Origin of the sequence: Enterococcus sp. 1001283B150225_161107_E12 (assembly GCF_015556925.1) — a bacterium.
GTDB classification, from domain to species: Bacteria; Bacillota; Bacilli; order Lactobacillales; family Enterococcaceae; genus Enterococcus_B; species Enterococcus_B mundtii.
In genome coordinates, this window is the sequence record NZ_JADNNI010000009.1 from 103,079 (window position 1) to 126,657 (window position 23,579).

Here is a 23,579-nt window from a genome sequence, read left to right on the forward strand (position 1 = left end):
GGTAAAGCGCTATTTTTTCTTTTATTTCTTGTTATTTAAAAAAAGTGGTTACTCAGGTAGATAAACTAACCAGATGTAAGTTAGTAATATTTTTATACGTGGATAATTCTTCGATCACTTCTGCATACGTCAATCCTTTTGGTAAATCGATCGTATACACGTTTTTATAAATACGGTAATCATCCACAAATTTTACATCAAAATTGACATCCTCGATCGTAATGTTTCTTTTTTCAAAATAATCATTCAAGAAATCCTTGGTTTCTTTTCGATGAATAAATTGGATCACTAATTTTTTTGTTGTTGGTACATGGATGATGCGCTTCACTACAGTCAATGCAAACACAATACCGACGAAACTAGTGAGTGCAATGGCATAAAAACCCATTCCGATTGCAATACCCAATCCTGCGATTGCCCAAAGTGATGCTGCGGTCGTTAACCCAGTCACTGATTGTTTCGTAACAATGATCGTACCTGCTCCTAAAAAGCCGACGCCACTGACAACTTGCGCAATCAAGCGAGCTTCATCTGAACGGAGGGTCCCAACTAATTCAGGATACTCTAATGCATTTCTCAAAGCACCACTAGCAATTTCCACTTGGATCAAGGCAATAATACAAGCCCCCATACAAACCAAAATATGTGTACGCATCCCTGCTGGACGGTTTTTATATTGTCGCTCAAAACCAATTGCTCCGCCAAAAAGCAATGCGATACTCAATCGTATAATAATTTCTGGTATGGATAAAACCATATCCTCCATGAATATCCCCCCTCTTATCAAATATAGCACGACTAAAAAAAACAAACAAAATATAACTATTTTTTATGACCTAAAAAAAAGCCACTGTGCCAGATCATCTGATAAAAATCAGATGATCTCCAGTGACTGAAATCTTTTCTATTATAATTTGCTTGCTGCTGCTTCATCAACAATGACTATCACGTCATCATGATTTTGCAAAGCACTTGCTGGCATATCTGTGGTAACAGGTCCGTTGATCATTCCTTTGATTGCTTCTGCTTTACTTTCGCCATAAGCCATCAAGACGATTTTTTTACCGTTTAGAATTGAGCCGATTCCCATAGAAACTGCTTTCGTTGGGACGTCTTCCACTTTATCAAAGAAACGTTTATTGGCATTGATTGTTGATTCAGTTAAATCGACAACACTTGTTTTTCCATCAAATGGAGCACCAGGCTCATTAAAACCGATGTGACCGTTTTGACCGATCCCTAAAATTTGGATATCGATTGGATGTTCTTCAATGATTTGGTCGTAGGATTGACAAGCTTGATCTAAATCAGCTGCTTTTCCATCAGGTACGAATGTTTCTTTAAATGGTTTCTTGTCGAATAATTCAACATTCATAAAATGGCGGTAGCTTTGATCATCTGAGCCACCTAGTCCAACATACTCATCCAAGTTAACAGAAGTCATGTTACTGAAATCCATGTCGCTTGAAGTCATTTCTTTATATAAAGTGATTGGCGTACTCCCTGTTGCTAAACCTAGAACTTTCGCACCATTTTCCATTCCATTTTTAATTATCTCAAAAGCTTTTTTTCCGCCTTCTTCAGCATTTTTCACACGAATGATTTCCATAACGATTACTCCTTTTGTTTTGGTATAGCCCAATTATAGCACCTTTATTTCAAAATGACAATATCTGTATAGACCAAATATAAAAAAATCATTTATTAAGATGTAACTATCATTATTCCGTTTACCAAAACGATCCCCTACAAATTTGAAAATAAATAATAGGTAAATAAAACATGTCACAAAATTTTGTTCTTATGAAAATGACTCTAGCCTCTCTTGAAATTCTGTTGAAAGGATATGGATTGAGGGTTTCTTTTTAATCTGTACAATGAGCTTTTTAGCGATCAAATATTGATTGATTTGTTTTAATTTAGGATAAGATATATTAAGGTGTTTTCTCAATTCAATGTCCGTAATATATTCATTTACCTCATTATATAAATGACCTTGAATCAATACAAATAATACTTCAACCATATCTTTGTCTTTCAGATCCAATTGTTTAAGATTATTAATTGCATTATCTAGTTTGGCTTTTGCTATCTGTAGCTCTTCAATCACCTTAGTTTGTCCATCAATAATCAATTGATACATATTTTGTACAAACAGAGTCAAATCCGCTTTATTTCTCGGATTTGAAACTTCTTCGAATAACTTTCCATAAGCTTTTTTGTCATGTGTGATTGCATTTGAAATTGTGATCCCAGTTAAAAAATCTAATTTTCTAGAAAGATAATTTGAAATTAAAAATCTCCCCATCCGACCATTTCCATCGTAAAAAGGATGGATATATTCAAAATAGTAATGGGTAATCACGCATTTTAATAAAAAAGGAATATCTTTTCTGTTCATAAATAAAACGAGATTATTTAAATCTCTTATGATTGTTTCCTCGTTAGGATTGCCTTGATGAACTCGTTTGTTCTCAGAACCTATATAGACTACTTCCTTTCTGAATAGCTGTCCATCTGGTTGATCCTCTTCTGGAATATCTTTACGAAATAATTCATCATATATATTTCGTATTTTCACAATATCGTGAATCTCCTCAAACTCAGACTCACCCAAGTTCATGTACATATTTACTATTCCTTTAAATCTAACTATTTCATCACTATTTCTTTTCTTTATTGCTGTTCCGATTTCTTTTCTTGTACTTTGTACACCTTCAATATCGTTTGTTGATTTTATTTCATCAATGATTTGCGAATTAAAGATGTTTCTCTGGATAATCGGCGGAAGCATACTAATGTATCTTTCAATTTCTGATGAATTTTTTTGAATTCTTTCTTTTAAGTTTTCATGTTCTAATAATGGTATGTAAAATAGTTCATAACTTTCTGTTGTGATACGTTGCTCTCGATCAAAAGGATGAATTTTAAGTCCAGTCTTAAAAGTAGAAAAAAAGTTAAATCTAGAGTTATACTCTTCCTCAAATTCGTTTCTATTTTCATAAAAAGTAATTTTTAATGGTTTATAGCTCATTTTCACCACTTCTCCTTCACTCTATTTTAATAAAAATACCATTTATTAAAATAGAATGCAATTTTTTCTTGATAACCAACATCTAAATCCATAATTATGCTATAACAAAATATACCAACTAAAAAGAACCTATCCTCTCCTTTAGTTGGTATACGAAATTTATATAGTTAATTAATTTATTCTATCTTATTTTCTTTTATCAGGATAAATAATTGCTTGAAAGAAAAACGCGCACAATTGGAAAATCAGTCCCGTAACAGTCACACCTACCCAACCATAATGCTGCCACATCACTGAGCCTAATAAAGAGCCTGTTGCTCCACCGATAAAGTACATAAACATAAAAATCGTGTTGTTGCGATTACTTGTTGCTTCGCCAAGCCCTTGTACTCTGCTTTGATTCGCTACTTGCCCGAACTGGTTCCCAACATCTAATAAAATGATTGCAACTAATAGGACGGCAACATAGTCACCCGCAACAAACAAAGCGAGAAAACTAATTGTCTGCATCACTAAGCCCATACCAACGATTCGTCTTTCCGAATAAGTATCCGCCAAGCGACCAACGATCGGTGCAGCTACTGCTCCCGACAAACCAAAGATTGCCAAGATCCCTGCTTCAAAAGTTCCCCATCCATAAGCTGGACTACTGATATAAAAGATCAGCGTTGACCAAAAAAGCGAAAACGTTCCAAACATAAAAAAGCCATTGATTGCAGCTTCACGCAACAATCGTTGCTCTTTGACGAGTTTCGGTAAGCTTTTTAGTGAGGCAAGATAAGAGACTGTTGACTCTTTTTCCAACGTTCCTTGTGTTCTCGGTAATTTTAAATAGAGTAGCACAGTTAGCGCTCCAACTAGGCAAAGGGCAAATAGGTAAACACTACGCCAAGAAAACCAACTAGCAAGAAGTCCTGAAACAGTTCGAGAGAGCAAGATTCCCATTAGTAAACCACTCAATAAGATCCCCATTGTTTTTCCTCGCGCTGCTGGTCCTGCAAGTACGGCGCCGTAAGGAATAATGATTTGCGGAACGATCGATAGTAGACCAATCAAGAAAGAAGCAACTGCAAATAGAGCAAAGTTTGGTGCGAAAAAGGCTGCTAATAAGGATAGTGCAGATAATCCCGCCATGCGAATGATCAATTTAGGTCGATCGACGACATCCCCTAATGGAACTAAAAATAATAATCCTAATGCATAGCCTAATTGAGTCAGCATCGTCAACAAACCCACAGCACTCGTATTGACTGATAAATTTACCGCTACTTTTGTGCCAATTGGTTGGATATAATACATATTTGCGACGACTACCCCACAGGTGATCGCTAATAATAAAATCAATGATTTCGAAAGCGGTGTTTGCTTATTCATTTCCATCGGATTCCCCCATTTCCTTTCTTAGTTTACAACTTCTTAGAATAATTGAAAACAGGGAGGCTCAAATAAAATAAATAAGGTTATTTAACTAAATGTTTTCTTCGATCACGATAGATAATAACCACCAATACTGTTAAAACTAACACACTAGCGACCAAAACAAGTGCTTTTATATGTTCCCCATGAAACAATGCTTCTCCGCCACACGCATATAAAAGGGAAGATGGCACTACGCCGATAAGGATCGATAATAATAACTCACGAACCGAAAGATTTAAGGAGGTTGCGGCAAAGTTCACGACAGAAGACGGAATCACCGGTACCATATAGCCGATCATGACTCCTATTTTTGGATGCTTCATCCGACGTATTGCTTTGACCCAACGATTCTCTTTTTTACTATGATCCATAAAGGATAAATGTTGCATCAAAACGATCGATAAGATATTTCCAAGTGCATTGCCTGTTACATTGATGACTGTTCCTAGAAATGGACCATAACTTAGGCCGACGACCACACCGATCACAGAAGTAGGAATACCTGGCACCGCACACATCAAACTGATCAACAATGTCAAAATAAACGCAGCAGATACTCCGTGTGAACGAATTTCTCGCATCCATTCTTTGCGACTTGCCTGTGGATCTAGTAATAAGTGGATATCTGGTCGATACTCTAAATAAAGTTGATAGCCAACAAACAAAATCAGCAGTAATCCTAAACCAATCAATGTATTACGTATATATTGCTTTTTCATAGCGACTTCTTCTCCTCCTCAGACTTACTCACTGTTAGTGTATCATTAGATGAGGAAACAGAACAAACGTGATACTTAAAATACCAGACTTTCTATCACCATTATTCTAAACATGCTGAAAGCAAAACAATTCGCTCAAAAAATACCGAAATCACTCATATCAAAGGCTTCGGTGCATAATAATGAATAGAAAAGATTTAATTACTTTTACTTTGCAATAATTCACTGCTTTTAGTTTACCTTGGTTGCTTTAATATCTGGCTTTCTAATTTTTCATTAATATTTCCTATTTTTTTCTACATCGTAAGAGGATTTTTTCGATTCACCAGACTTTACTATCAGAGGATTTATTGTATATAAAGTCTATAGCTACGTTTAAATTCAATATTTGCCATTTTCATCACTGCTTTTATTGCTTCATCTGAAGAGTCGAACTGATACTTACTCTTTTCGAATCCATCTTCAACTATTGTATATCGTTCTTGATCATAACTGATAAGTAAATAGCGATCTTTTTTAAACGTAAGAATTTTTAACTTAAAACAATCCTTCGATTTAAATTTTCTTTTCAAAAATTGCTTTAATTGCTTTTTACAAATCATGTTCATTTTACTATGCCTCTACTTTCTTCATAGACTTAGTAATTCTGTGTTTTTTATTGAATCGATGAACAAATCTGTTTACTTCTTTATCAAATAATTCTTTTTTTAACGTTCGACTAATATAAAAAACTTGTACCTCCTTATCCTCTATTATAAAAGCAATTCGAAAATTTTCTTTTCCTAAACGGATTTTCATTTCATAAATCGATGGTTTTACAGGTGTATCAACAAGTTTGATTCGATAAAAGTTGTGTGTCAAATACTCATTCACTTTATATAAGATTATTTCTTGATACCTTTTTGATTGATTCTCAGAAAATATATTCAGAATTTCTTTACTGACTTTAACTTCATATGTCATGCCTATCCCTTCTTACATATATTTTTAAAGTCTATCTATCCACACTTTCTCACTGATAAGCTTTATGAAATTAAGCACGTGTTGTCCTTCTATTGCTTTGCCTGGTTAAAGTTTCAATCATTTTCACTTTTCTATGATAGTGACATTTGCTTTTCCACAAGTTAGTTCTTGTTCTAATATTGACTTTATTTGCAATGCACATTCTTTTGAAAATGGTTCAGCCTCTTCCCATGATCCTAATAATGGATAATTATGGCGTACCGTTTTAACATACTGTTTATTTTTTACTCCTCGCGTTTGGACTTCTACATAATACATAACTATACCTTCTTTGTTAAATTATTTATGTAAAGGCTACTCTTTCAAGTAGCTGAGAAAAAAATGGCAGAAAACACAGAAGATCTGGCGAGATTAATTGAAGGTTGCAACGACAAGCCTTTTGTCCAACAAGTTGGATAGAAGATCATGTAAATGCAGAACAGATTAACATCATGTAACACAATATAATTATAATCTATAAAAAAAAGTTTTTTTATTCGTTTTATTTATATCTGCTATAAAAAATACCACCCGAAGGTGGATGGGAATGGCATTTAGTTAGGAGTTGGTTTGCGCGGTGATTTTAGTATAAAAAATTATTCAGAACATTAATTGAAAAACGGAAAATATCTCACAAGTGTCATTGAGGGAGATTTTACTTTTATCTACTCTTCATAAAACCAACTTCTATTTCTTTCAGTAATCTTTTAAACGTCATCACCCCAGTTTCCTCAGAAGAGCTTAAAACAAACATGGTGGCTTTACCATTACCTATCTTTTGTAGCATCTCCTTTTCAACTAAGTTATTTACATTTTTTCTAACAGTGTGATCTTTATAGCTTGTAGAATTTACTATATCTTTAATTTTAAAAGCAGGTTTTTCCATGGCATATTTAATTATGCTAGTTTCTACTTCGTTCAGACCACTTAAACTTTCTAACATATTTATTTTCCATATCCTGACTTCAGTAGAATCAAAATTGGTATCAACTTCTGGAGTACGCAAGCTGTTCTTTGTAGCTACCTCAAAAATTCTAGGTCCTCCTGATCCTCCTTTTTCAGCAATTCCAACTCTTCTAAATAACGTTGAGATAATCGAATTTCTTGTTACAGAAAAACTTCCATTTATAAATTCATCTTTAGAAACTTTCATTTCTCCCGGGTTGTAGAAACTTACGTAATCATCACAATTGATTATTTTAATTACTTTATCAGAGTCATAATAAGCATGCATTAATGTATTTACTAATGCTTCTTTTAATGCAAGTAATAAGTCTGTTCTATAGGACCCTCTCGTCATATTTTCTTCTTGTCTATAGGAATCAGGCACACTAAGTTCTAATTTTTGAATAACTAAATTGTAGAACGAAAACAAGTTCATCTCAGGATAATTCATATCTCCACTTGATACCCTATCTCGCCAGTCAGTATCTAAAAAGCTTTGCTTTTTAAAATAATCTAATTGAAATTTTTTAAATCTATCAGTTATAGAATTATATTTGCCAAAAAATAATAATCCGCCTATTGTTAGTCTATATGGCGACTTAGAAGCTTGTCTATCTTTTTTTAATACTCCAATATTCTTTAATAATTCTTCATGACTAAGCTCTAAATATTTAGAATTATTCGTATTTCTATAAAGTAGATTTTTATATTCGTTCACTGTTTCAAGATTTAAATCGTCTATGTCATAGTTTTGCAACAGCTCACTATCAATATCATTCTGCGAGTCTACGATTAGATATTTAAATTGTGCATCATCTGCAATACGATCACCATCGTCTGTTCTAATATATGTTTTACTTTTGTTGTTGTTTATATAAACTGGTCTTCTTTCATACGGTGCTTTGGGTACATTTATTTCTATAATAGATTTACCTGATACTTTGAATGTTTGAACATCTTCATTAGTAAGTAAATTAACACTAACTTTTTGTTTATCATGGATACAATTCCAAAATTCCGTAATAACTTTTTCTGGGTTGTCGACTCCAACTACTTGGTATTCTTTTTTAGATACTAGCTCTTCTATACCTAAAATTATAATTCCGCCATTAGTATTTGCAAACGCACTATAAGTTGACCATACATCATTCGATAGTTTAGTTTGAGACTTTTTAAACTCAAGTTGGAAATTTTCTTTTGGTTCTGTGAAGATTTCATCTTTCAATTCAATAAACTTAATTTTTTACACCCCCTGATCTTAATTCAAAAGCATTTCAAAAGTATTTCAAAAGTATTCTTCTTTAAAAAATGTTGCTATTTCAACCTTTCCAATATAATTATGCTCAATAGTCTAGATAAATCAAAAGTATTTCAAAAGAATTGACAATATAAAAATTCGAGATATAATTTAGGTTTAATATATTTTAATCTGAATATTATGCCCATCATTAGATAGAGAATAACTCTAATGAGAGGTTTTTTTGTATACTCTAGAACTCGAACCTACACACCTTCTATTATGAGCTAAATACTCTATCTAACTGAGCTAAAGGTACAGGTTGTTACCACTAATTTATTTTTGAGTATGTAAATGAGAAATCGCGGCAACAAACTTGTTATCATAATAAAGGTACGTGTATGGACGGTTATGAAATTGATTATTTTGTATATGATGACAAAAATATTTTGTTGAATGATTTTTAACTTCGTCAATAAGCATTAGTTCATACAAGCTGTTCACATATAGTATGATATACTTTTATTATGTTCTTCTCTATTATGCAAATAAGCATATATAAGGGTTTTATTTGGAAGAATTTATGGCAACGTCCTATACTTAAATTATCAAATAAAAAGGACGTGAAGATAAATGTCAGATTTAGAACACAAAGAAGAAAAAGCTTTAGACAAAATTGTTGCTACAGTCAATAAACTGGATAAAGAATTAAATGAACTTGATACGTTATCTGAAAATCCAGAAAAAAAACACAACCTAAAAAAATGGTTAGTTGAACGTAAGGCGATTCATGAAATCAAAAAAATTCTTCATGAAGCTGATAAATACGAAAAATATGATGAAAAAGAACTTGATAAAGAATTTAAAGAAATTAATGATCTATTACAATAATCTGTTAAAACGACTCATTTTGAGTCGTTTTTTTATACAAAAACACTACCAGAACGCTTCTGGATAATAGTTGAGTTACGAGAAGATTATACACGTATCCAAATTCCTTTTAGCTACCGTCATCTATCACCAACTATATCTAATTACGAATAAGTTTTAGTAATAGACTTGATGAACACCTTTCTTTTCTGCTACTCCTCATGATCAAATGGTTTTTACGTTTTTACTTGTGTTGCCACGAGTTATACTAGAAACACAGCGCATTTCAAGAAACAAAAAAAGGCTAAAAACCTTAATCAATAAGGTTTTTAGCCAATCAAAAATCAATAAAATTATTTAACTGTTACAGAAGCGCCAACTTCTTCAAGTTTAGCTTTTAATTCTTCAGCTTCTTCTTTAGAAACGCCTTCTTTAACTGGTGCAGGAGCGCCATCAACTACAGCTTTAGCTTCTTTCAAGCCTAAGCCAGTTGCTTCACGAACTGCTTTGATAACTTTAACTTTTTGGTCTCCAGCTGCAGTTAATTCTACAGTGAATTCAGTTTGTTCTTCAGCAGCAGCACCGCCACCAGCAGCAACTGCAGCTACAGGAGCAGCAGCAGATACGCCAAATTCTTCTTCAATAGCTTTAACTAGGTCGTTAAGTTCTAGGATAGTTGCTTCTTTTAACTCAGCAACGATGTTTTCAATGTTCAATGCCATTTTTGTTTCCTCCATTTTAAATGTTCTTTTTTTATTTATTGTTTATGCTATGCGGCGATTAAGCTGCATCTCCATCTTCTTTGTCTGCGACTGCTTTGACAGCGTAAGCCACGTTGCGGACTGGCGCTTGTAGTACAGATAGCAACATAGATAGAAGTCCTTCGCGGTTTGGCAATTTTGCCAATGCTGTGATTTCTTCCAATGTAGATACTTTACCTTCGATGATACCGCCTTTGATTTCTAATGCTTTTGCATCTTTAGCAAATTCGTCCATGATTTTCGCTGGTGCTACTACGTCTTCGTTACTGAATGCAACGGCTGTAGGGCCAGTGAAAACTTCGTCCATGCCGTCTAGGCCGGCTTTTTTAGCTGCACGTGAAAGGATTGAGTTTTTGATAACTTTCATTTCAACGTTAGCTTCACGAAGTTGTTTACGTAAGCGTGTTACTTCATCAACAGTTAATCCACGGTAGTCAACTACGACTACAGAAGCTGCTTCTGTAAATTTTGCACTTACTTCGTCAACGATTGCTGCTTTTTTTGCGATAATTGCTTCACTCATTTTTGAGTTTCACCTCCTGAATTTTGATGGAAGAGTTTTTTACGACTGAATCGTTTGTGCCTCATCTAATCACTGCGTTCTTAGTGATTCTACTCGCTTGCGCTCGAAAGGAAACTCCTTTCGTTCAACTCAACGAGTATTGTTCATCATCTAATCACTTCGTTCTTAGTGATTCACAACAAAAAACTCTATGCCACCGTAGACATAGAGGGACTATTGAATATATTCAATAAACGTCCTCGGTAGGAAATTAAGGCTAAGCCACCTACTGTCTTCGGTACAAGTTAATTATTAACCTCAACTAGCTTAGCACGCTAAACTAGTTGAGTCAAGAATTATTTTTCAGTTGGATCAATCAACGTCCTAATCGTTGGATTAGAAAGAAGCTTGGTCTACATGGATACCAGGTCCAAATGTTGTTGTTACAGTAATGTTTTTCATGTATTGACCTTTAGCTGCAGATGGTTTAGCTTTCACTAATACATCATGGATCGCAGCAAAGTTTTCAACTAATTTTTCGTTGTCGAAAGAAACTTTACCGATTGGTACGTGGATGTTTCCAGCTTTGTCAACGCGGTAAGTTACTTTACCAGCTTTTACTTCGTTGATTGCTTTTGTTACGTCCATTGTTACAGTACCAGTTTTAGGGTTTGGCATTAAGCCTTTAGGTCCTAATACACGTCCTAGACGACCAACAGTAGCCATCATGTCAGGTGTTGCAACAACTACGTCAAAGTCAAACCATCCGTTTTGGATTTTTTGAACCATGTCGTCGTCACCAACGAAGTCTGCACCAGCTGCTTCAGCTTCTTTTGCTTTGTCTCCTTTGGCAAATACTAAAACAGTTTGTGTTTTACCAGTTCCGTTTGGTAATACAACAGCTCCACGAATTTGTTGGTCTGCTTTTTTAGGGTCTACGTTTAGACGGTATGCAACTTCAACTGTTGCATCAAATTTTGCAATGTTTGTTTCTTTCGCTAATGCTACTGCTTCAGCGACAGAATAAACTTTACTTGAATCCACTTTTTTCAATGCTTCTTGCATTTTTTTGCTCTTTTTAGCCATTTTGGTTCCTCCTTGATTGTGGTTATAACGGTTGTACCTCCCACGTGTCCTATACCTTTCAATACAGGGCCAACTGAGAAGCTACTTTCTTAGGGTGCAGATTATTCTACAGTGATCCCCATGCTTCGTGCAGTTCCTTCAACCATGCGCATTGCTGCTTCAACGTTAGCTGCGTTTAGGTCTTCCATTTTTAATTCAGCGATTTCTTTTACTTGATCGCTAGAAACTTTAGCAACTTTATTTTTGTTTGGTTCGCCTGAACCTTTTTCGATTTTCGCTGCTTTTTTCAATAATACTGCAGCTGGTGGTGTTTTTGTAACGAATGTGAATGAACGGTCTTCGTATACAGAAATCACAACTGGGATGATCAAACCTGCTTGATCAGCTGTACGAGCATTGAATTCTTTTGTGAATCCCATGATATTGATACCCGCTTGACCTAGTGCAGGACCTACTGGGGGAGCTGGAGTTGCTTTACCTGCAGGAATTTGCAATTTAACGATTTTTTCTACTTTCTTTGCCACGAGACATACCTCCTTAAGTCCGTGATGTGGTTAATTGGAGATGCATATTTCTCCTCCCACGTATTGTCAGTTGATCTTAAAATCAATTGACATATCATGTACATAACGAATGCACACTGATACAGTATAGCAAATTATTCTTTTTTTTCAACAATTTTTTCTGATTCTTTTCACCTTTATCCAAAAAAAAGCTAAATATCTGGTTAAAACGTGAAGAAATCTCTTTATAAATCGCTTATTTATGCTAAACTTACGCCTGTATGAACCTAATACATAATATATATAATAAATAAGTTCTTCTATTCTAATGAGGTGAAATAATGAAAGATCTAAAATACAGAAGTGTATTTGATATTATTGGTCCTGTCATGATTGGACCGAGCAGTTCGCATACCGCTGGAGCAGCAAGAATCGGAAAGATCGTCCGTAGTATTTTTGGCGATCAACCAGATTCTGTTGACATCTACCTATATGAGTCTTTTGCCAAAACCTATCGTGGACATGGTACTGATATTGCCTTAGTTGGAGGATTATTAGGCATGGAACCTGATGATTCTCGTTTAGCAGATTCGTTAAGGTTGGCTCATGAAGCAGGTATGGAAGTATTATTCGTACCTAAAAGTGAAAAAGCCGATCATCCTAATTCCGTCAAAATGTTGTTGAAAAAAGGCAGTCGAAAGCTTTCGGTTACAGGCATCTCAATTGGTGGGGGCAACATCCAGATTTCTGAATTGAACGGCTTCAAGATTTCATTAAGCATGGGAACACCAACCTTGATCATCGTCCACCAAGACGTTCCTGGCATGATTGCTAAAGTCACCAATATTCTTTCAGAAACCAACACCAATATCGGTACAATGACAGTTACTCGTGAGTCAAAAGGCGAAAATGCCATTATGATCATGGAAGTGGACGATCCTCAAGTAGAAGATACCGTAAAAAAACTAAAACAGTTACCAAATATTGACAGTGTCAATTATTTCGAGTAAAGGAGCAGACGAGGTATGTTTTTATCAATTGAAGAATTAGTCCAACAAGCACAAGACTACCCTAGCGTTGCCGAATTGATGATCGCAGTTGAGATGGAGATGAGCGGTCGTTCTCGTGAGCAGATCATCAATATCATGGAAAAGAATCTACTCGTGATGGAACAATCTATCGCAGAAGGAAATGCCGGCGTAACTTCTGTCACAGGAATTACTGGCGGCGATGCCAAAAAGATGGACAACTATCTTTCTCACGCTGATTTCCTTAGTGGCGAAACAATCTTGACCGCGGTTCGTAATGCGATTGCTGTGAACGAAGTCAATGCCAAAATGGGATTGATCTGCGCAACGCCTACTGCGGGCAGCGCAGGAGTTGTCCCTGGTGTCTTGATGGCCGTACGTGATCGTTTGCAATTAACCCATGAACAACAACTCGACTTCTTATTTACAGCTGGCGCTTTTGGCTTGGTCATTGCAAACAACGCATCGATCAGCGGGGCTGAAGGTGGTTGTCAAGCAGAAGTCGGATCGGCGAGTGCGATGGCTTCCGCTGCCTTGGTTTGTGCGAAAAACGGCACAGCTCACCAAGCCGCCCAAGCTGTGGCAATCACGCTTAAAAATATGATGGGTTTGATCTGCGATCCTGTAGCTGGTCTCGTCGAAGTCCCTTGCGTTAAAAGAAATGCTTTAGGTTCGTCACAAGCATTCATCTCAGCTGATATGGCTTTAGCTGGCATTGAAAGCGTGATCCCACCTGATGAAGTAGTCGCTGCCATGTACCAAGTGGGCAGACAAATGCCTTCGATTTTCAAAGAAACCGCAGAAGGCGGACTTGCAGTGACACCTACCGCGAAACGATTAACGAAAGAAATCTTAGAAAAACAAACATAGTTACTTCTTATATCAAAAGCTGAATCAGACAATGCACAAAAATTCGTTATCGCTAAAGATATGCCGAATAACCATGGCAGCAAATTTGCTGCCATGGTTATTCGGTTTGTTTCTTACATCCTTCGCTTTGCTTCAAACACAAATTGCCCCATTTGTTCATAGAGATCCGCTTTGATTTGTTTTAAGTCATGATGGACTAACTGATGATCACGTACGAGCTGTCTGCCATCCACCCACACATGAGCCACATTGGAAGCATTCGCTGAATAGACTAAGGCAGAATAAGGATCAAAAATCGGAAACATATTCACAGACTGCGTCTCAACGATAATAAAATCTGCCTTGTTCCCTACAACAAGCTGACCAGTTTCTTTAAAATCTAACAATTCCGCCCCACCTCTAGTGGCTAAACGGACAATTTCCTTCGCTGGGAAAAGCGCACGATCTTTTTCAAAGGTTTTATGAAAATTGGCAAATAGCTTCATTTGTGCAAAGAGGTCTAAAGTGTTGCCACTACTTGGACCGTCTGTACCTAAACCGACAGTTAAACCCGCAGAAAGCATCGCTTTAACTGGCGCTACACCTTTCGCTGATTTTGTGTTCGCACCGATACAGTGCGCAATTCCGACTTGCTCTCCTGCTGTAGCGACTAAAGCAATATCTGCTTCTGTCATATGGATACAATGGGCCATGATCAACGGTCTGTTCATAAAACCTAAGTCTTTCAACAACTCGAATGGGGTTTGTTGATACTGCTTCGCTAATTCCTGCATTTCATAGTCCATTTCTGCCACATGCAAGGTGATCGGCACATCGAATCGTTCACTCAATTCGACTGTCCGCTTCAACCCTTCATAGGTATTGGTATTCGGCGCATGAGGAGCCAACGCAGGCGTAATCAATGGATGATCTTTCCACTTTGGCAAGAATGTCTCACAATAAGTCAAACCACCAGAAGGCTCTACATTATCACACACAGGCATATCAATGATCGTTTCACCAAGAATCGCACGAATCTTAAACTGATCACATACTTGCGCGACTTGATCTTCAAAATAATACATGTCACAAAAACCTGTCACACCACTAAGCAACATCTCACTGATTGCATAGGCTGTACTAGCTGCCACTAGCTCTGGGGTCATGAACGCTTCTAATGGAAATAAGAACCGACGTAATCGATCTGGTACATCGTCTCCTAAAGATCGAAAAGGAATCATCCCAGCATGGGTATGTGTATTCACAAAACCCGGCAACAAGATACCCCCTGCTCCATCGATGACTTCCTCCGCAGACGCTATCCCTTTCCGCCATTCTCCTATCTCAATGATGCGATTTTCTTCAATCCGTACATACCCGTTTTTGTATTCAGTCAGTTGATCATCCATCGTTAGAACGTGGACATTTTTTATCAATGTACTCATAACAAAACACCATCACTTGGAAAAACCAACGGATAAAATTCCTGTGTTTTCGTATTCATCATTCCTTTATCTGTCATTTTGATTGCAGGTGAAACTGGTAATGACAACGTAGAAAATGACATGATCTCATTCATATTTTTGTAGCCAAGATTTTGCATTTCTCTACGCACAGTTTTTAAATCTTGGCCTAACTCTTCAATTGGCGCTTGTGAAACGATCCCGCCAATCGGTAGCGGGCAAGTTGCTGTTAATTTGCCCTCGTTAACTACCACATAGCCACCTTGTAATTCCAACAATTTTTGCTGAGCCAGCAGAATGTCTTGGCAGTTATTCCCCATCACCATCACGTTATGATGATCATGCGCCCAAGTCGTCGCAATACTTCCTGGTTTTGAAATGGGTTCTTCCATCAAAGCATACGCCACATTGCCATTCTTTCCATAACGTTCCATCACGAGCAATAAGGCGCAATCTGAATTTTCCCAATCGAGGTATCCATCTTTCACCGGAATTTCCTTCGTGATCCGTTCTGTAAACGTACCAACCTCATGTTTACGAATAACATTACAACGAACACTTGCCAAATCCGTTTTGACTGGCAACCTTAGATCATCTAAAGAAAGCTTTTTACAATGGACCGTTTGACTGTATGAAGCAGGAAATTGTTCGATTTTTTCTGGATAAGTGATCGCCTCACCTTGCCTGTAGACTTCTTTGCCCGATTTAAAGACCGCAGAAATAGCGAATGTAGATAAATCATCTAACAAAATAAAATCAGCCATTCGTCCAGGTCCAATCAATCCACGATCATTCAAACCCATTCTACGTGCAGGCGTATAAGTCGTCATATAGATCGCTTGTTCGACTGGTAACCCCGCCTCTACTGCCTTTCTCAAATTTTCATTTAAGTGACCAGTGAGTAAATCGTCTGCCATCACATCATCAGTGATCAGACAAGCATAGTCATAATATTCATTTTCTGTGATCACCGCCATATTTTCCGGTGTGATCGACTTGTTTTGAAATTGGATAAACATGCCGTTCTCAATTTTTTCTGCTAAGGATTCTGGAAACTGATGCGTATGATCAGAAGAAATCCCGCTATACATAAATGCTGCCAATTCTTCTTCGTAAATTTTAGGACAATGTCCTTCTAACGGCATCGTCGGACGTTTTTCTTTACATAGGTCAATAATTTGGCGAATCAGCGAATTTGGTTCATGGGCAATGCCGTGAAAATTCATGGCTTCGCCTAAACAAATCACTTTTGGATTGTCTAACAACTTTTCTGTTTCAGCTAACCCAATGATGCCACCGGTAGTTTCTAGTTCAGGTGTAGTGGAAGGAACGGACGATGGGATAGCATGGAAAATATCTAATTCCGTTTCTGCAGCCATAAATTCAGTCAACCCTTCAAGCCCAAAAACATTTGCCATCTCATGCGCATCCGCAATCACTGTAGTCACACCAAATGGTAAAACGGCCTTTGAAAAAATACTTGGCGTAGTCATTGAACTCTCAATGTGCATGTGGCTGTCAATCAAGCCAGGAATCATGTATTTCCCTCGGCCATCAATTTCATGAAGGATCTCCAAGTGACTCAGATCCTTTGTTGTGATGTAATAAAATTTTTCACCGCTGACTGTGACATGTTTCTTCTCAAAACATTGTTTGGCTGTGTTATACACTTGAGCATCTCTAATCAATAAGTCAATCTTCACATTTTTCCCTCACTTTTATTGTCCTTAGACACGAATAGGGGGCTGTGCGTTTCCGACACAACCACCCCAATGTTTATTTTTTCAATGATTTCCGTTGATAGGAAAATGTTTATTGGTTGATCAAACGATTCCAACGATCGATCCAGTCAGTCATTTGACTATTCACGAAATCAAAGTCAATATTTTTTGCGCGATCAGCAACTGCCCCATACGTCATATTACCAGCTTCTTCTTCACTCAACTCCACTTTATCATTCGTCGGTGCTTCATTTAATGAAAGTGCCTTTGTTTTTTGTGATTCTTCGCTAATTCTATAGTTGATGAATGAGTAAGCCAATTCTTTATTCGCTGCTTCTTTTGGAATATTGATCGTATTGTAGTTCGCATATGTGCCACTCTCAGGGACCACGTATTCGATCGTGTCAGAATCCCCTTTGACGATATCATAAGCAAAATCCATCACGATCGCTGCTTCGATTTCTCCTGCTTGGAACATGTTTGCTAAGTCAGATGATCTTGCATAGGTCTTAACGATATTTGGTTTCAATTCTTCTAAGGCTTCAAATGCTGCCTCGCCATTGTCATCTTCAATCGCTACGCCCGCATGATCACTTGCAATATACATCATCAATGGTCCGGCAGTCGTTGTAATTTCCGGGATTGAGATTTTTCCTTCTAATGCTGAATCCCAAAGATCTGACCAGCTAGTGATTTCTTTTCCAACTTTTTCTCTGTCATAAACGATACCTACACTGTTTACGGCAATTGGAACACCTGCACCACTATCAAAGACTTCCTTCGCTCCTTCAGTTAAGTCCGCTAAATTCGGGATTTTTGATTCATCTAGTTTTTCAAATAATTCTTGAGAAGCGCCATCCGCTGAGTTCGCTTGCGCTAACTCAATCACGTCGATTCCTCTAGGATTACTGATTAATTTGTTGAAGCGATCGCCACTGTTTCCTAGATCCATTGTGATCTTCGCATCGAATTCTTTTTCAAAAGGATCCATCACATCGCTTTTCACGATATCTTCGCTTAAACCAAATGTTGATACAACTAGATCTTTTGACTCTTTCGCTTCGGAAGAATTAGTTTCAGATCCTCCACCGCAAGCTGTCAATACAAACATACTTGCTAAAACTACTGAACTTACTAGAAAGCCTTTTTTCACTGATTTTTCCCCTTTTCTCTACTTATTTATCTTCCAAAAGAACGATTTTATCTTTTGGGAAATGCAGGTTGATTTGATCTCCTGCTTGGTAAATTTGTTTATCCGTACCGTTTACTAAGAACTTTCCTAAAGCCGTTGTCACTTCATACTGGTAACTTTTCCCTAAAAATGTTCTGACTTTCACTTCACCTTTTACAAGATTATGTGTCGCATCAGAGGCAATCTCAATATCTTCGGGACGGATCGTCGCTACTAATCGCTCTGCTATCGGTTGCTCATAAGGTGTCTCAATGACATTCCCTGCAGCTTGATAGCGGATGCCTTCGATTTGTTCAACTGGAAAGAAATTTTCAAAACCGATAAAATGTGCAACAAAACGAGTTTTTGGATGTCGATAGATTGTTTCCGGTGTATCATATTGCTCGATAACGCCATTATTCATGACCGCGACTTTATCCGAGATCGAAAAGCATTCTTCTTGATCGTGGGTCACAAAAACTGTTGTAATACCAAGTTGTTGTTGGATACGTTTGATCTCGATCCGCATTTGGACACGTAGTTTCGCATCTAAATTACTTAATGGTTCGTCTAGCAATAGTAACTTAGGTTCAATAACCAATGCTCGAGCCAAAGCCACTCGTTGACGTTGCCCACCTGACAGTTGTTTCGGGTAACGATCACCCAACTGTTCCAAGCCACAGATTGCTAACATATCAGCTACTTTCTTGGCGATATCCGCTTTATTTTCTTTACGCAATTTCAAACCGAAAGCGACATTCTCAGCAATCGTTAGATGAGGAAACAACGCATAGCTCTGGAATACCATACCAAAATTACGTTTATGCACAGGAACTTTCACTAATTCTTGATCTTCCAGAACAAAAGAGCCCTCATTCGGCGAAATCAATCCAGCAATCACACGTAGCGTCGTTGTTTTACCGCAACCACTAGGGCCTAATAAAGAAACTAGCTCTCCTTTTTCCATTGAAATAGACAAATCTTCTAATATATTTTGTTTTCCGTCATAACTCACACGGATATTGTTCAAATTTACAAAACTCACGGTTCTCCCCCTCATAGTTTCCAGTCATTCTCAAGTACGTTCGATTTCTTCACTCAACAGTTAAGCGATTGAAGCCAATCCTAACGTTTTCTCAATAATAAACATCAAGAAAACGGTTAATACCATGATCATTACTGAAATCGCCGACACAGTCGGATCATACGTATATTCAATGTAGCTCAACAATGAAGTGGGCAACATTGTTACTCCTGGTCCAGATAAAAACATAGAAACTGGTACATTATTGAATGAGTTGACAAAAGCCAGCATAAACGCCGCAAATATCCCAGAAGAAACATTTGGTAAGACGACTTGCATAAAAGCACGGGTTTTGGTACAACCCAATGTCCAAGCAACTTCTTCGATCGAAAAATCTAATTGCTCCATGCTTGAACCTACGACGCGAATGATATACGGTAGGCTGATCAAAAAATGACCAATCAATAAAGCTTGGATCACCGGCAAGTTAAACTTGATCACAATGTATTGGAACAAGGAATAGCCGACAACGATACCCGGAATCATCGTTGGTGACAAAAAGAAATTTTTAAAAAGCTGTTTACTCTTCATGTGGTAACGAGAAAGTGCGTAAGAAGTCGGCACGCCTACTAATAAAGCTAACAGAGTAGCCCCTATACCAATACTTAAACTCAATTTAAAGCTATTCATAAATGTTTCAGAACTTAGTGCTTTCTTGTACCATTCTAATGAGAATCCATCAATCGGAAATTGTATCGTCGATGATTGTCCAAAAGACGTTACAACAATAATCACTAATGGTAAAAACAAAAACGCAAAAACTAATACTGCGATGATCGTCATCCCTTTTTGCTTACGCATGATTCATTTCCCTCCGATCTAAACGTGCAGCAATCATATTCAATCCTTTATTCACGATCAGAGTCGTGACGATCATGATCAATGCAATGACACTTGCTGAAGTCCAATCACCTAAAGTCGATGCTTTTTGGTATAAGAAAGTCGCCATCATCATATTTTGGTTCCCACCTAAAAGTTGTGGTGTCGTATAAGCCGTCAACGTGCCTGTAAAGACTAAAATACTGCCAACGATCACTCCAGGTATACAAAGTGGCATGACGATTTTATAGAACGTTTTAAACGGACTCGCACCTAACGTTTCGGCAGCTTCCAGTGTTTCTTTCTCAATATTTTCCATCACGCCGACAAGTGTCATGACCATGGTAGGTAAGAACAAATAGACAGACCCAATAATAATTGCAAACTCCGTATATAGTAAGGCGATGGGTTGTTCGATCAGTCCTATACGAATCAAGAAATTATTGATCACTCCTGTCCTTCCTAAAATGTTGATCCAGGCAAAACTACGGATGACTGAATTGGTCAATAATGGAAACATCGTCATTGCCATCAATAAACTTTTCCACTTTTTACCCACACCTGCAATAAAATAAGCTGTTGGAATACCTAAAACGGCAGAAATCAATGTCACAATGACAGAAACGCGAATTGTTCGAAGAAAAATCTTCAAATTGAAATCATCTGTCAAAAAACTGGTGTAAGCACTTAGACTAGCACCTGTTTCAGTAAAAATAGTTGGCCATATAATATTGACCAATGGCAAAATCATAAAAAATAGTAATAAGATCGTTCCCGGCGCAATGATCAAATACGGAACATTCTTCCTCATTGTTCTCCCCCTCATTCGTGTTCTGTCTCATTATAAGAAAAAATACGAACATTTTCAAGAAAACTTTGTAATATATTCAGAAAAAAACATGAGTTATATGAAAAACATTGTAAAAAACCTGCGTTTATCCGTTTTATACAAAAAAATTGTATTTATTTTAGTTATCTATGTTTATTTTCCAAACGATTATTCGTAATTAATGCGAGTTAATTATCAAAAGTGTTGAGTAATACATCTCAGTTGAAAGAGAAAATCAGTTTTCTGGAAAAAAAAAAGAGCAATTACCGAACATTCATCCAAAAACGTTCGTTAATTACTCTTTTTATTAGACTCAACCCTTCCATAAAAACTGACTAACTTCTCGATCCACTTCTTCATTTTCATGAAGCATACTATGTGAAGCACCTTCCCCTTCTTCGATCTTTTCCATTACAGGGTTACCATGTTGTTTCAATAAGGCATAAACTGCTAATGCACTATTCAGCGGAACAGTTCCATCACTTAGCTCTACTTCACTCAACTGCCCTGCAACTAATAAAAATTGTGTGTCGGTAGGGAGATTGCCTATCATTGTTTGATAATCTTGATACCTTGAAGACACCACTGTTGGCCCATTTTCGAGTAAATTAGCTAAATTCTGACCGCTATCATCCACAAAATCATTGAAAGGTGCGCCTAGCGCTACAAACTTTTCAACTTGCGGTAAAGTGGTTTCTTGGCCATACGTGACTAGATAACGGAGGCCGCTGACTCCACCCATTGAATGTCCGACAATGTTCACTTTGTTGATTTGATCAGTTGTCTGCAAATAAACCAGACATGCACGAATCCATTCTGCTTGATTCCACTCATTATTTTCATTGTCTTCGAAAAGCACTCGGATCATTGGATTGGTTGCTTCTTTTGATAACTCCCCTTGCGCTTGAACGTTTCCATTGGTATCTACAGTCAATGTCAATTCTTGTTGCCCTTTGCTTTCTCCTTCTAACCGATCGATCATTCCTTTGAATGAATTCACTGTTCCTTTATATCCGTGAACAAATAAGGTAGGCACAGTCCCCTTTTCTACGGATTCTACTTGGCTTGTCCTCGTTGTTTCAGTGGAGGCAGTTTCTTTTTGGCTCTTGTTTTCTTGCGTTTGACAACCAGAGAGGATTAGCAGTACCAGCAACACCATGCGACTTAGTACCCGATTAAAATTCACTTTATTTTGTTTTATCACTTTTCTCACTCCTTTCATTCAAGACAAAAAAGAGCTGAGATGACTAGGCATCCCAACTCCTCCATTATTCTGATCACTGTTTAGTCGATCTTGTCTACTTGATCAAAATCAAGCTCTGTACTTGTTTCACGACCGAACATGTCAATGTTTACTTTTAGTTTTTCTTTTTCTTCATCGACTTCTGTCACTTGACCTTCTAATCCAGCAAAAGCTCCTTCGATGATCTTAACAACTTCGCCAACTTCTACTTTCAGTTCGTTTTGACGTAAACTCATACCGATTGAACGTAAGATATGATTTACTTCTTCTGGTAATAAAGGTGCAGGCTTACTTCCTGCTCCGTGAGAACCAACAAAACCAGTAACGCCCGGTGTATTACGGACAACATACCATGAAGCATCTGACATGATCATTTCTACTAAGACATATCCAGGGAATGTTTTATGAACGATTTCTTTTTCTTTCCCATTTTTCACTTCAGTTTCTGTTTCTTCAGGAACAACGACACGGAAAATAAAATCAGCCATTTTCATACTTTGCGCACGTGACTCGATATTTGCTTTTACTTTGTTTTCGTATCCAGAGTATGTATGTAATACATACCAATTTTTTTCAAAAGATTCCATTGAAGGCTCCTCATTTCATTTGTAAAATAAAAAAACCTCAGTTCCCCGAAGCTTTTCCTCTCTTTGATTATAGCACCGTTTGATGGTTTTTACTAGTGACTTATTTTTTGTTCCCTAGTAATTTAAAAAGCGTTATTTATTCTTATTTTGGTGCAGAAATTGTATTATCTACTGTTTTTTTTTTTGAAAATAATTTCTTAAAAAGCTTATTTTATAAAGATGAATCAAAAATTTTTTGTTATTAGACAAAAAGGCATAGGAAAATACATACCCAAGTCAATATTATTTATTCCTACAACGTACAATTATAGTCGTAAGGAATCTTATTGAGCTTTATAGAAATTTACGAGAGGAGGTATCCCGATGGAAACAATAAGACAACTCATTGCATCGATTTTTGGTTGGTTAGATTCTTTCGCATTGATTCTTTGCTGTATCACTGTTTTCTTTTTAAGTTTAAAAGTCTCGTCTTTGGAAAAAGAAGTAAAAATACTAAAGAATACTTTTAAAAACCATTCAAAATAAGAGTCATGTTGTATGATTCAAATCAGTACATATCTACATTTCCAGATAGTCCGATCCGTTCAAACACTTTCTAGATAAACCAAAAAAAACCGAAAAGATAGCAAATGAAGTGCCCCCTGTCAAGTAGACAGTAAAAAAACAAAAATGGTATGAAAACAGGGATCGAGTCACTCGATTCCTGT

At 36.9% G+C, this 23,579-nt stretch carries 24 protein-coding genes and 1 other annotated feature; of the genes, 4 read left to right on the plus strand and 20 right to left on the minus strand.

Annotated features, from left to right (window positions below; genetic code table 11):
• Positions 1–52: 52 nt before the first annotated feature.
• From I2F89_RS08865 to I2F89_RS08900, 8 genes are all read right to left on the minus strand, one after another.
• Positions 53–766: an MgtC/SapB family protein gene (locus I2F89_RS08865; RefSeq protein ID WP_010734293.1), complete on the minus strand. Its 714-nt coding sequence runs from the start codon at positions 764–766 to the stop codon at positions 53–55.
• Between the two features lie 141 nt (positions 767–907).
• The gene (gene nagB / locus I2F89_RS08870) at positions 908–1,609 is read right to left on the minus strand and encodes a glucosamine-6-phosphate deaminase (RefSeq protein ID WP_023520342.1); all 702 of its coding nucleotides are present in this window, start codon (positions 1,607–1,609) and stop codon (positions 908–910) included.
• Between the two features lie 192 nt (positions 1,610–1,801).
• A complete protein-coding gene (locus I2F89_RS08875) occupies positions 1,802–3,034 on the minus strand; it encodes a Fic family protein (protein WP_115358270.1) in 1,233 nt (410 codons plus the stop codon).
• Between the two features lie 186 nt (positions 3,035–3,220).
• Entirely contained in the window at positions 3,221–4,414 is a 1,194-nt protein-coding gene (locus I2F89_RS08880) for an MFS transporter (RefSeq protein ID WP_086335167.1), read from the minus strand.
• Between the two features lie 80 nt (positions 4,415–4,494).
• The gene (locus tag I2F89_RS08885; RefSeq protein ID WP_086335168.1) at positions 4,495–5,172 is read right to left on the minus strand and encodes a TVP38/TMEM64 family protein; all 678 of its coding nucleotides are present in this window, start codon (positions 5,170–5,172) and stop codon (positions 4,495–4,497) included.
• Between the two features lie 612 nt (positions 5,173–5,784).
• Positions 5,785–6,135: a hypothetical protein gene (locus I2F89_RS08890; protein ID WP_071866449.1), complete on the minus strand. Its 351-nt coding sequence runs from the start codon at positions 6,133–6,135 to the stop codon at positions 5,785–5,787.
• A 123-nt stretch (positions 6,136–6,258) separates the two neighbouring features.
• Positions 6,259–6,453: a hypothetical protein gene (locus tag I2F89_RS08895; RefSeq protein ID WP_019722298.1), complete on the minus strand. Its 195-nt coding sequence runs from the start codon at positions 6,451–6,453 to the stop codon at positions 6,259–6,261.
• Positions 6,454–6,835: 382 nt separating this feature from the next.
• A complete protein-coding gene (locus tag I2F89_RS08900) occupies positions 6,836–8,344 on the minus strand; it encodes an RNA-binding domain-containing protein (protein ID WP_229078088.1) in 1,509 nt (502 codons plus the stop codon).
• Between the two features lie 645 nt (positions 8,345–8,989).
• Between I2F89_RS08900 and I2F89_RS08905 the strand changes: the two genes are divergently transcribed.
• The gene (locus I2F89_RS08905) at positions 8,990–9,247 is read left to right on the plus strand and encodes a hypothetical protein (protein ID WP_010734286.1); all 258 of its coding nucleotides are present in this window, start codon (positions 8,990–8,992) and stop codon (positions 9,245–9,247) included.
• 332 nt (positions 9,248–9,579) lie between these two features.
• Here the strand turns inward: I2F89_RS08905 and rplL are convergent, their stop codons facing one another.
• From rplL to rplK, 4 genes are all read right to left on the minus strand, one after another.
• On the minus strand, positions 9,580–9,948 hold the full coding sequence (rplL, locus tag I2F89_RS08910; protein ID WP_010734285.1) for a 50S ribosomal protein L7/L12: 369 nt from the start codon (positions 9,946–9,948) through the stop codon (positions 9,580–9,582).
• 58 nt (positions 9,949–10,006) lie between these two features.
• Complete coding sequence (rplJ, locus tag I2F89_RS08915; protein WP_071866450.1) at positions 10,007–10,510, minus strand: 50S ribosomal protein L10; 504 nt, start codon at positions 10,508–10,510, stop codon at positions 10,007–10,009.
• A 170-nt stretch (positions 10,511–10,680) separates the two neighbouring features.
• Positions 10,681–10,806, minus strand: a sequence feature (ribosomal protein L10 leader region).
• Positions 10,807–10,885: 79 nt separating this feature from the next.
• The gene (gene rplA, locus I2F89_RS08920) at positions 10,886–11,575 is read right to left on the minus strand and encodes a 50S ribosomal protein L1 (RefSeq protein ID WP_010734283.1); all 690 of its coding nucleotides are present in this window, start codon (positions 11,573–11,575) and stop codon (positions 10,886–10,888) included.
• Between the two features lie 101 nt (positions 11,576–11,676).
• On the minus strand, positions 11,677–12,099 hold the full coding sequence (gene rplK / locus I2F89_RS08925; protein ID WP_010734282.1) for a 50S ribosomal protein L11: 423 nt from the start codon (positions 12,097–12,099) through the stop codon (positions 11,677–11,679).
• 320 nt (positions 12,100–12,419) lie between these two features.
• Here rplK and sdaAB point away from each other — a divergent pair, with 320 nt between their 5' ends.
• Together sdaAB and sdaAA are read left to right on the plus strand one after the other, a co-directional pair.
• A complete protein-coding gene (gene sdaAB / locus I2F89_RS08930; RefSeq protein ID WP_010734281.1) occupies positions 12,420–13,088 on the plus strand; it encodes an L-serine ammonia-lyase, iron-sulfur-dependent subunit beta in 669 nt (222 codons plus the stop codon).
• Positions 13,089–13,103: 15 nt separating this feature from the next.
• The gene (gene sdaAA / locus I2F89_RS08935; protein WP_195514221.1) at positions 13,104–13,976 is read left to right on the plus strand and encodes an L-serine ammonia-lyase, iron-sulfur-dependent, subunit alpha; all 873 of its coding nucleotides are present in this window, start codon (positions 13,104–13,106) and stop codon (positions 13,974–13,976) included.
• Positions 13,977–14,089: 113 nt separating this feature from the next.
• On the opposite strand, the gene I2F89_RS08940 is transcribed toward sdaAA, so the two are convergent.
• The 8 genes from I2F89_RS08940 to nusG form a co-directional block, all read right to left on the minus strand.
• Entirely contained in the window at positions 14,090–15,400 is a 1,311-nt protein-coding gene (locus tag I2F89_RS08940; protein WP_074799358.1) for an amidohydrolase, read from the minus strand.
• The gene (locus I2F89_RS08945) at positions 15,397–17,121 is read right to left on the minus strand and encodes an adenine deaminase C-terminal domain-containing protein (RefSeq protein WP_195514222.1); all 1,725 of its coding nucleotides are present in this window, start codon (positions 17,119–17,121) and stop codon (positions 15,397–15,399) included. The genes I2F89_RS08940 and I2F89_RS08945 overlap by 4 nt, the downstream gene beginning before the upstream one ends.
• Before the next feature lie 109 nt (positions 17,122–17,230).
• Complete coding sequence (locus I2F89_RS08950) at positions 17,231–18,292, minus strand: ABC transporter substrate-binding protein (protein WP_023520403.1); 1,062 nt, start codon at positions 18,290–18,292, stop codon at positions 17,231–17,233.
• Positions 18,293–18,314: 22 nt separating this feature from the next.
• The gene (locus I2F89_RS08955) at positions 18,315–19,355 is read right to left on the minus strand and encodes an ABC transporter ATP-binding protein (protein WP_065096676.1); all 1,041 of its coding nucleotides are present in this window, start codon (positions 19,353–19,355) and stop codon (positions 18,315–18,317) included.
• 60 nt (positions 19,356–19,415) lie between these two features.
• Positions 19,416–20,195 carry an ABC transporter permease gene (locus I2F89_RS08960; protein ID WP_086335172.1) on the minus strand — a complete coding sequence of 260 codons (780 nt, stop codon included), beginning with the start codon at positions 20,193–20,195 and terminating at the stop codon, positions 19,416–19,418.
• Positions 20,188–21,024 carry an ABC transporter permease gene (locus tag I2F89_RS08965; RefSeq protein ID WP_065096675.1) on the minus strand — a complete coding sequence of 279 codons (837 nt, stop codon included), beginning with the start codon at positions 21,022–21,024 and terminating at the stop codon, positions 20,188–20,190. The genes I2F89_RS08960 and I2F89_RS08965 overlap by 8 nt, the downstream gene beginning before the upstream one ends.
• A gap of 331 nt (positions 21,025–21,355) precedes the next feature.
• Positions 21,356–22,201: an alpha/beta fold hydrolase gene (locus tag I2F89_RS08970; protein ID WP_416379327.1), complete on the minus strand. Its 846-nt coding sequence runs from the start codon at positions 22,199–22,201 to the stop codon at positions 21,356–21,358.
• Positions 22,202–22,326: 125 nt separating this feature from the next.
• Entirely contained in the window at positions 22,327–22,872 is a 546-nt protein-coding gene (nusG, locus tag I2F89_RS08975) for a transcription termination/antitermination protein NusG (protein WP_010734272.1), read from the minus strand.
• 363 nt (positions 22,873–23,235) lie between these two features.
• On the opposite strand from nusG, the gene I2F89_RS08980 reads away from it, so the two are divergent.
• Positions 23,236–23,397 carry a hypothetical protein gene (locus I2F89_RS08980; RefSeq protein WP_177187654.1) on the plus strand — a complete coding sequence of 54 codons (162 nt, stop codon included), beginning with the start codon at positions 23,236–23,238 and terminating at the stop codon, positions 23,395–23,397.
• Positions 23,398–23,579: the final 182 nt, after the last annotated feature.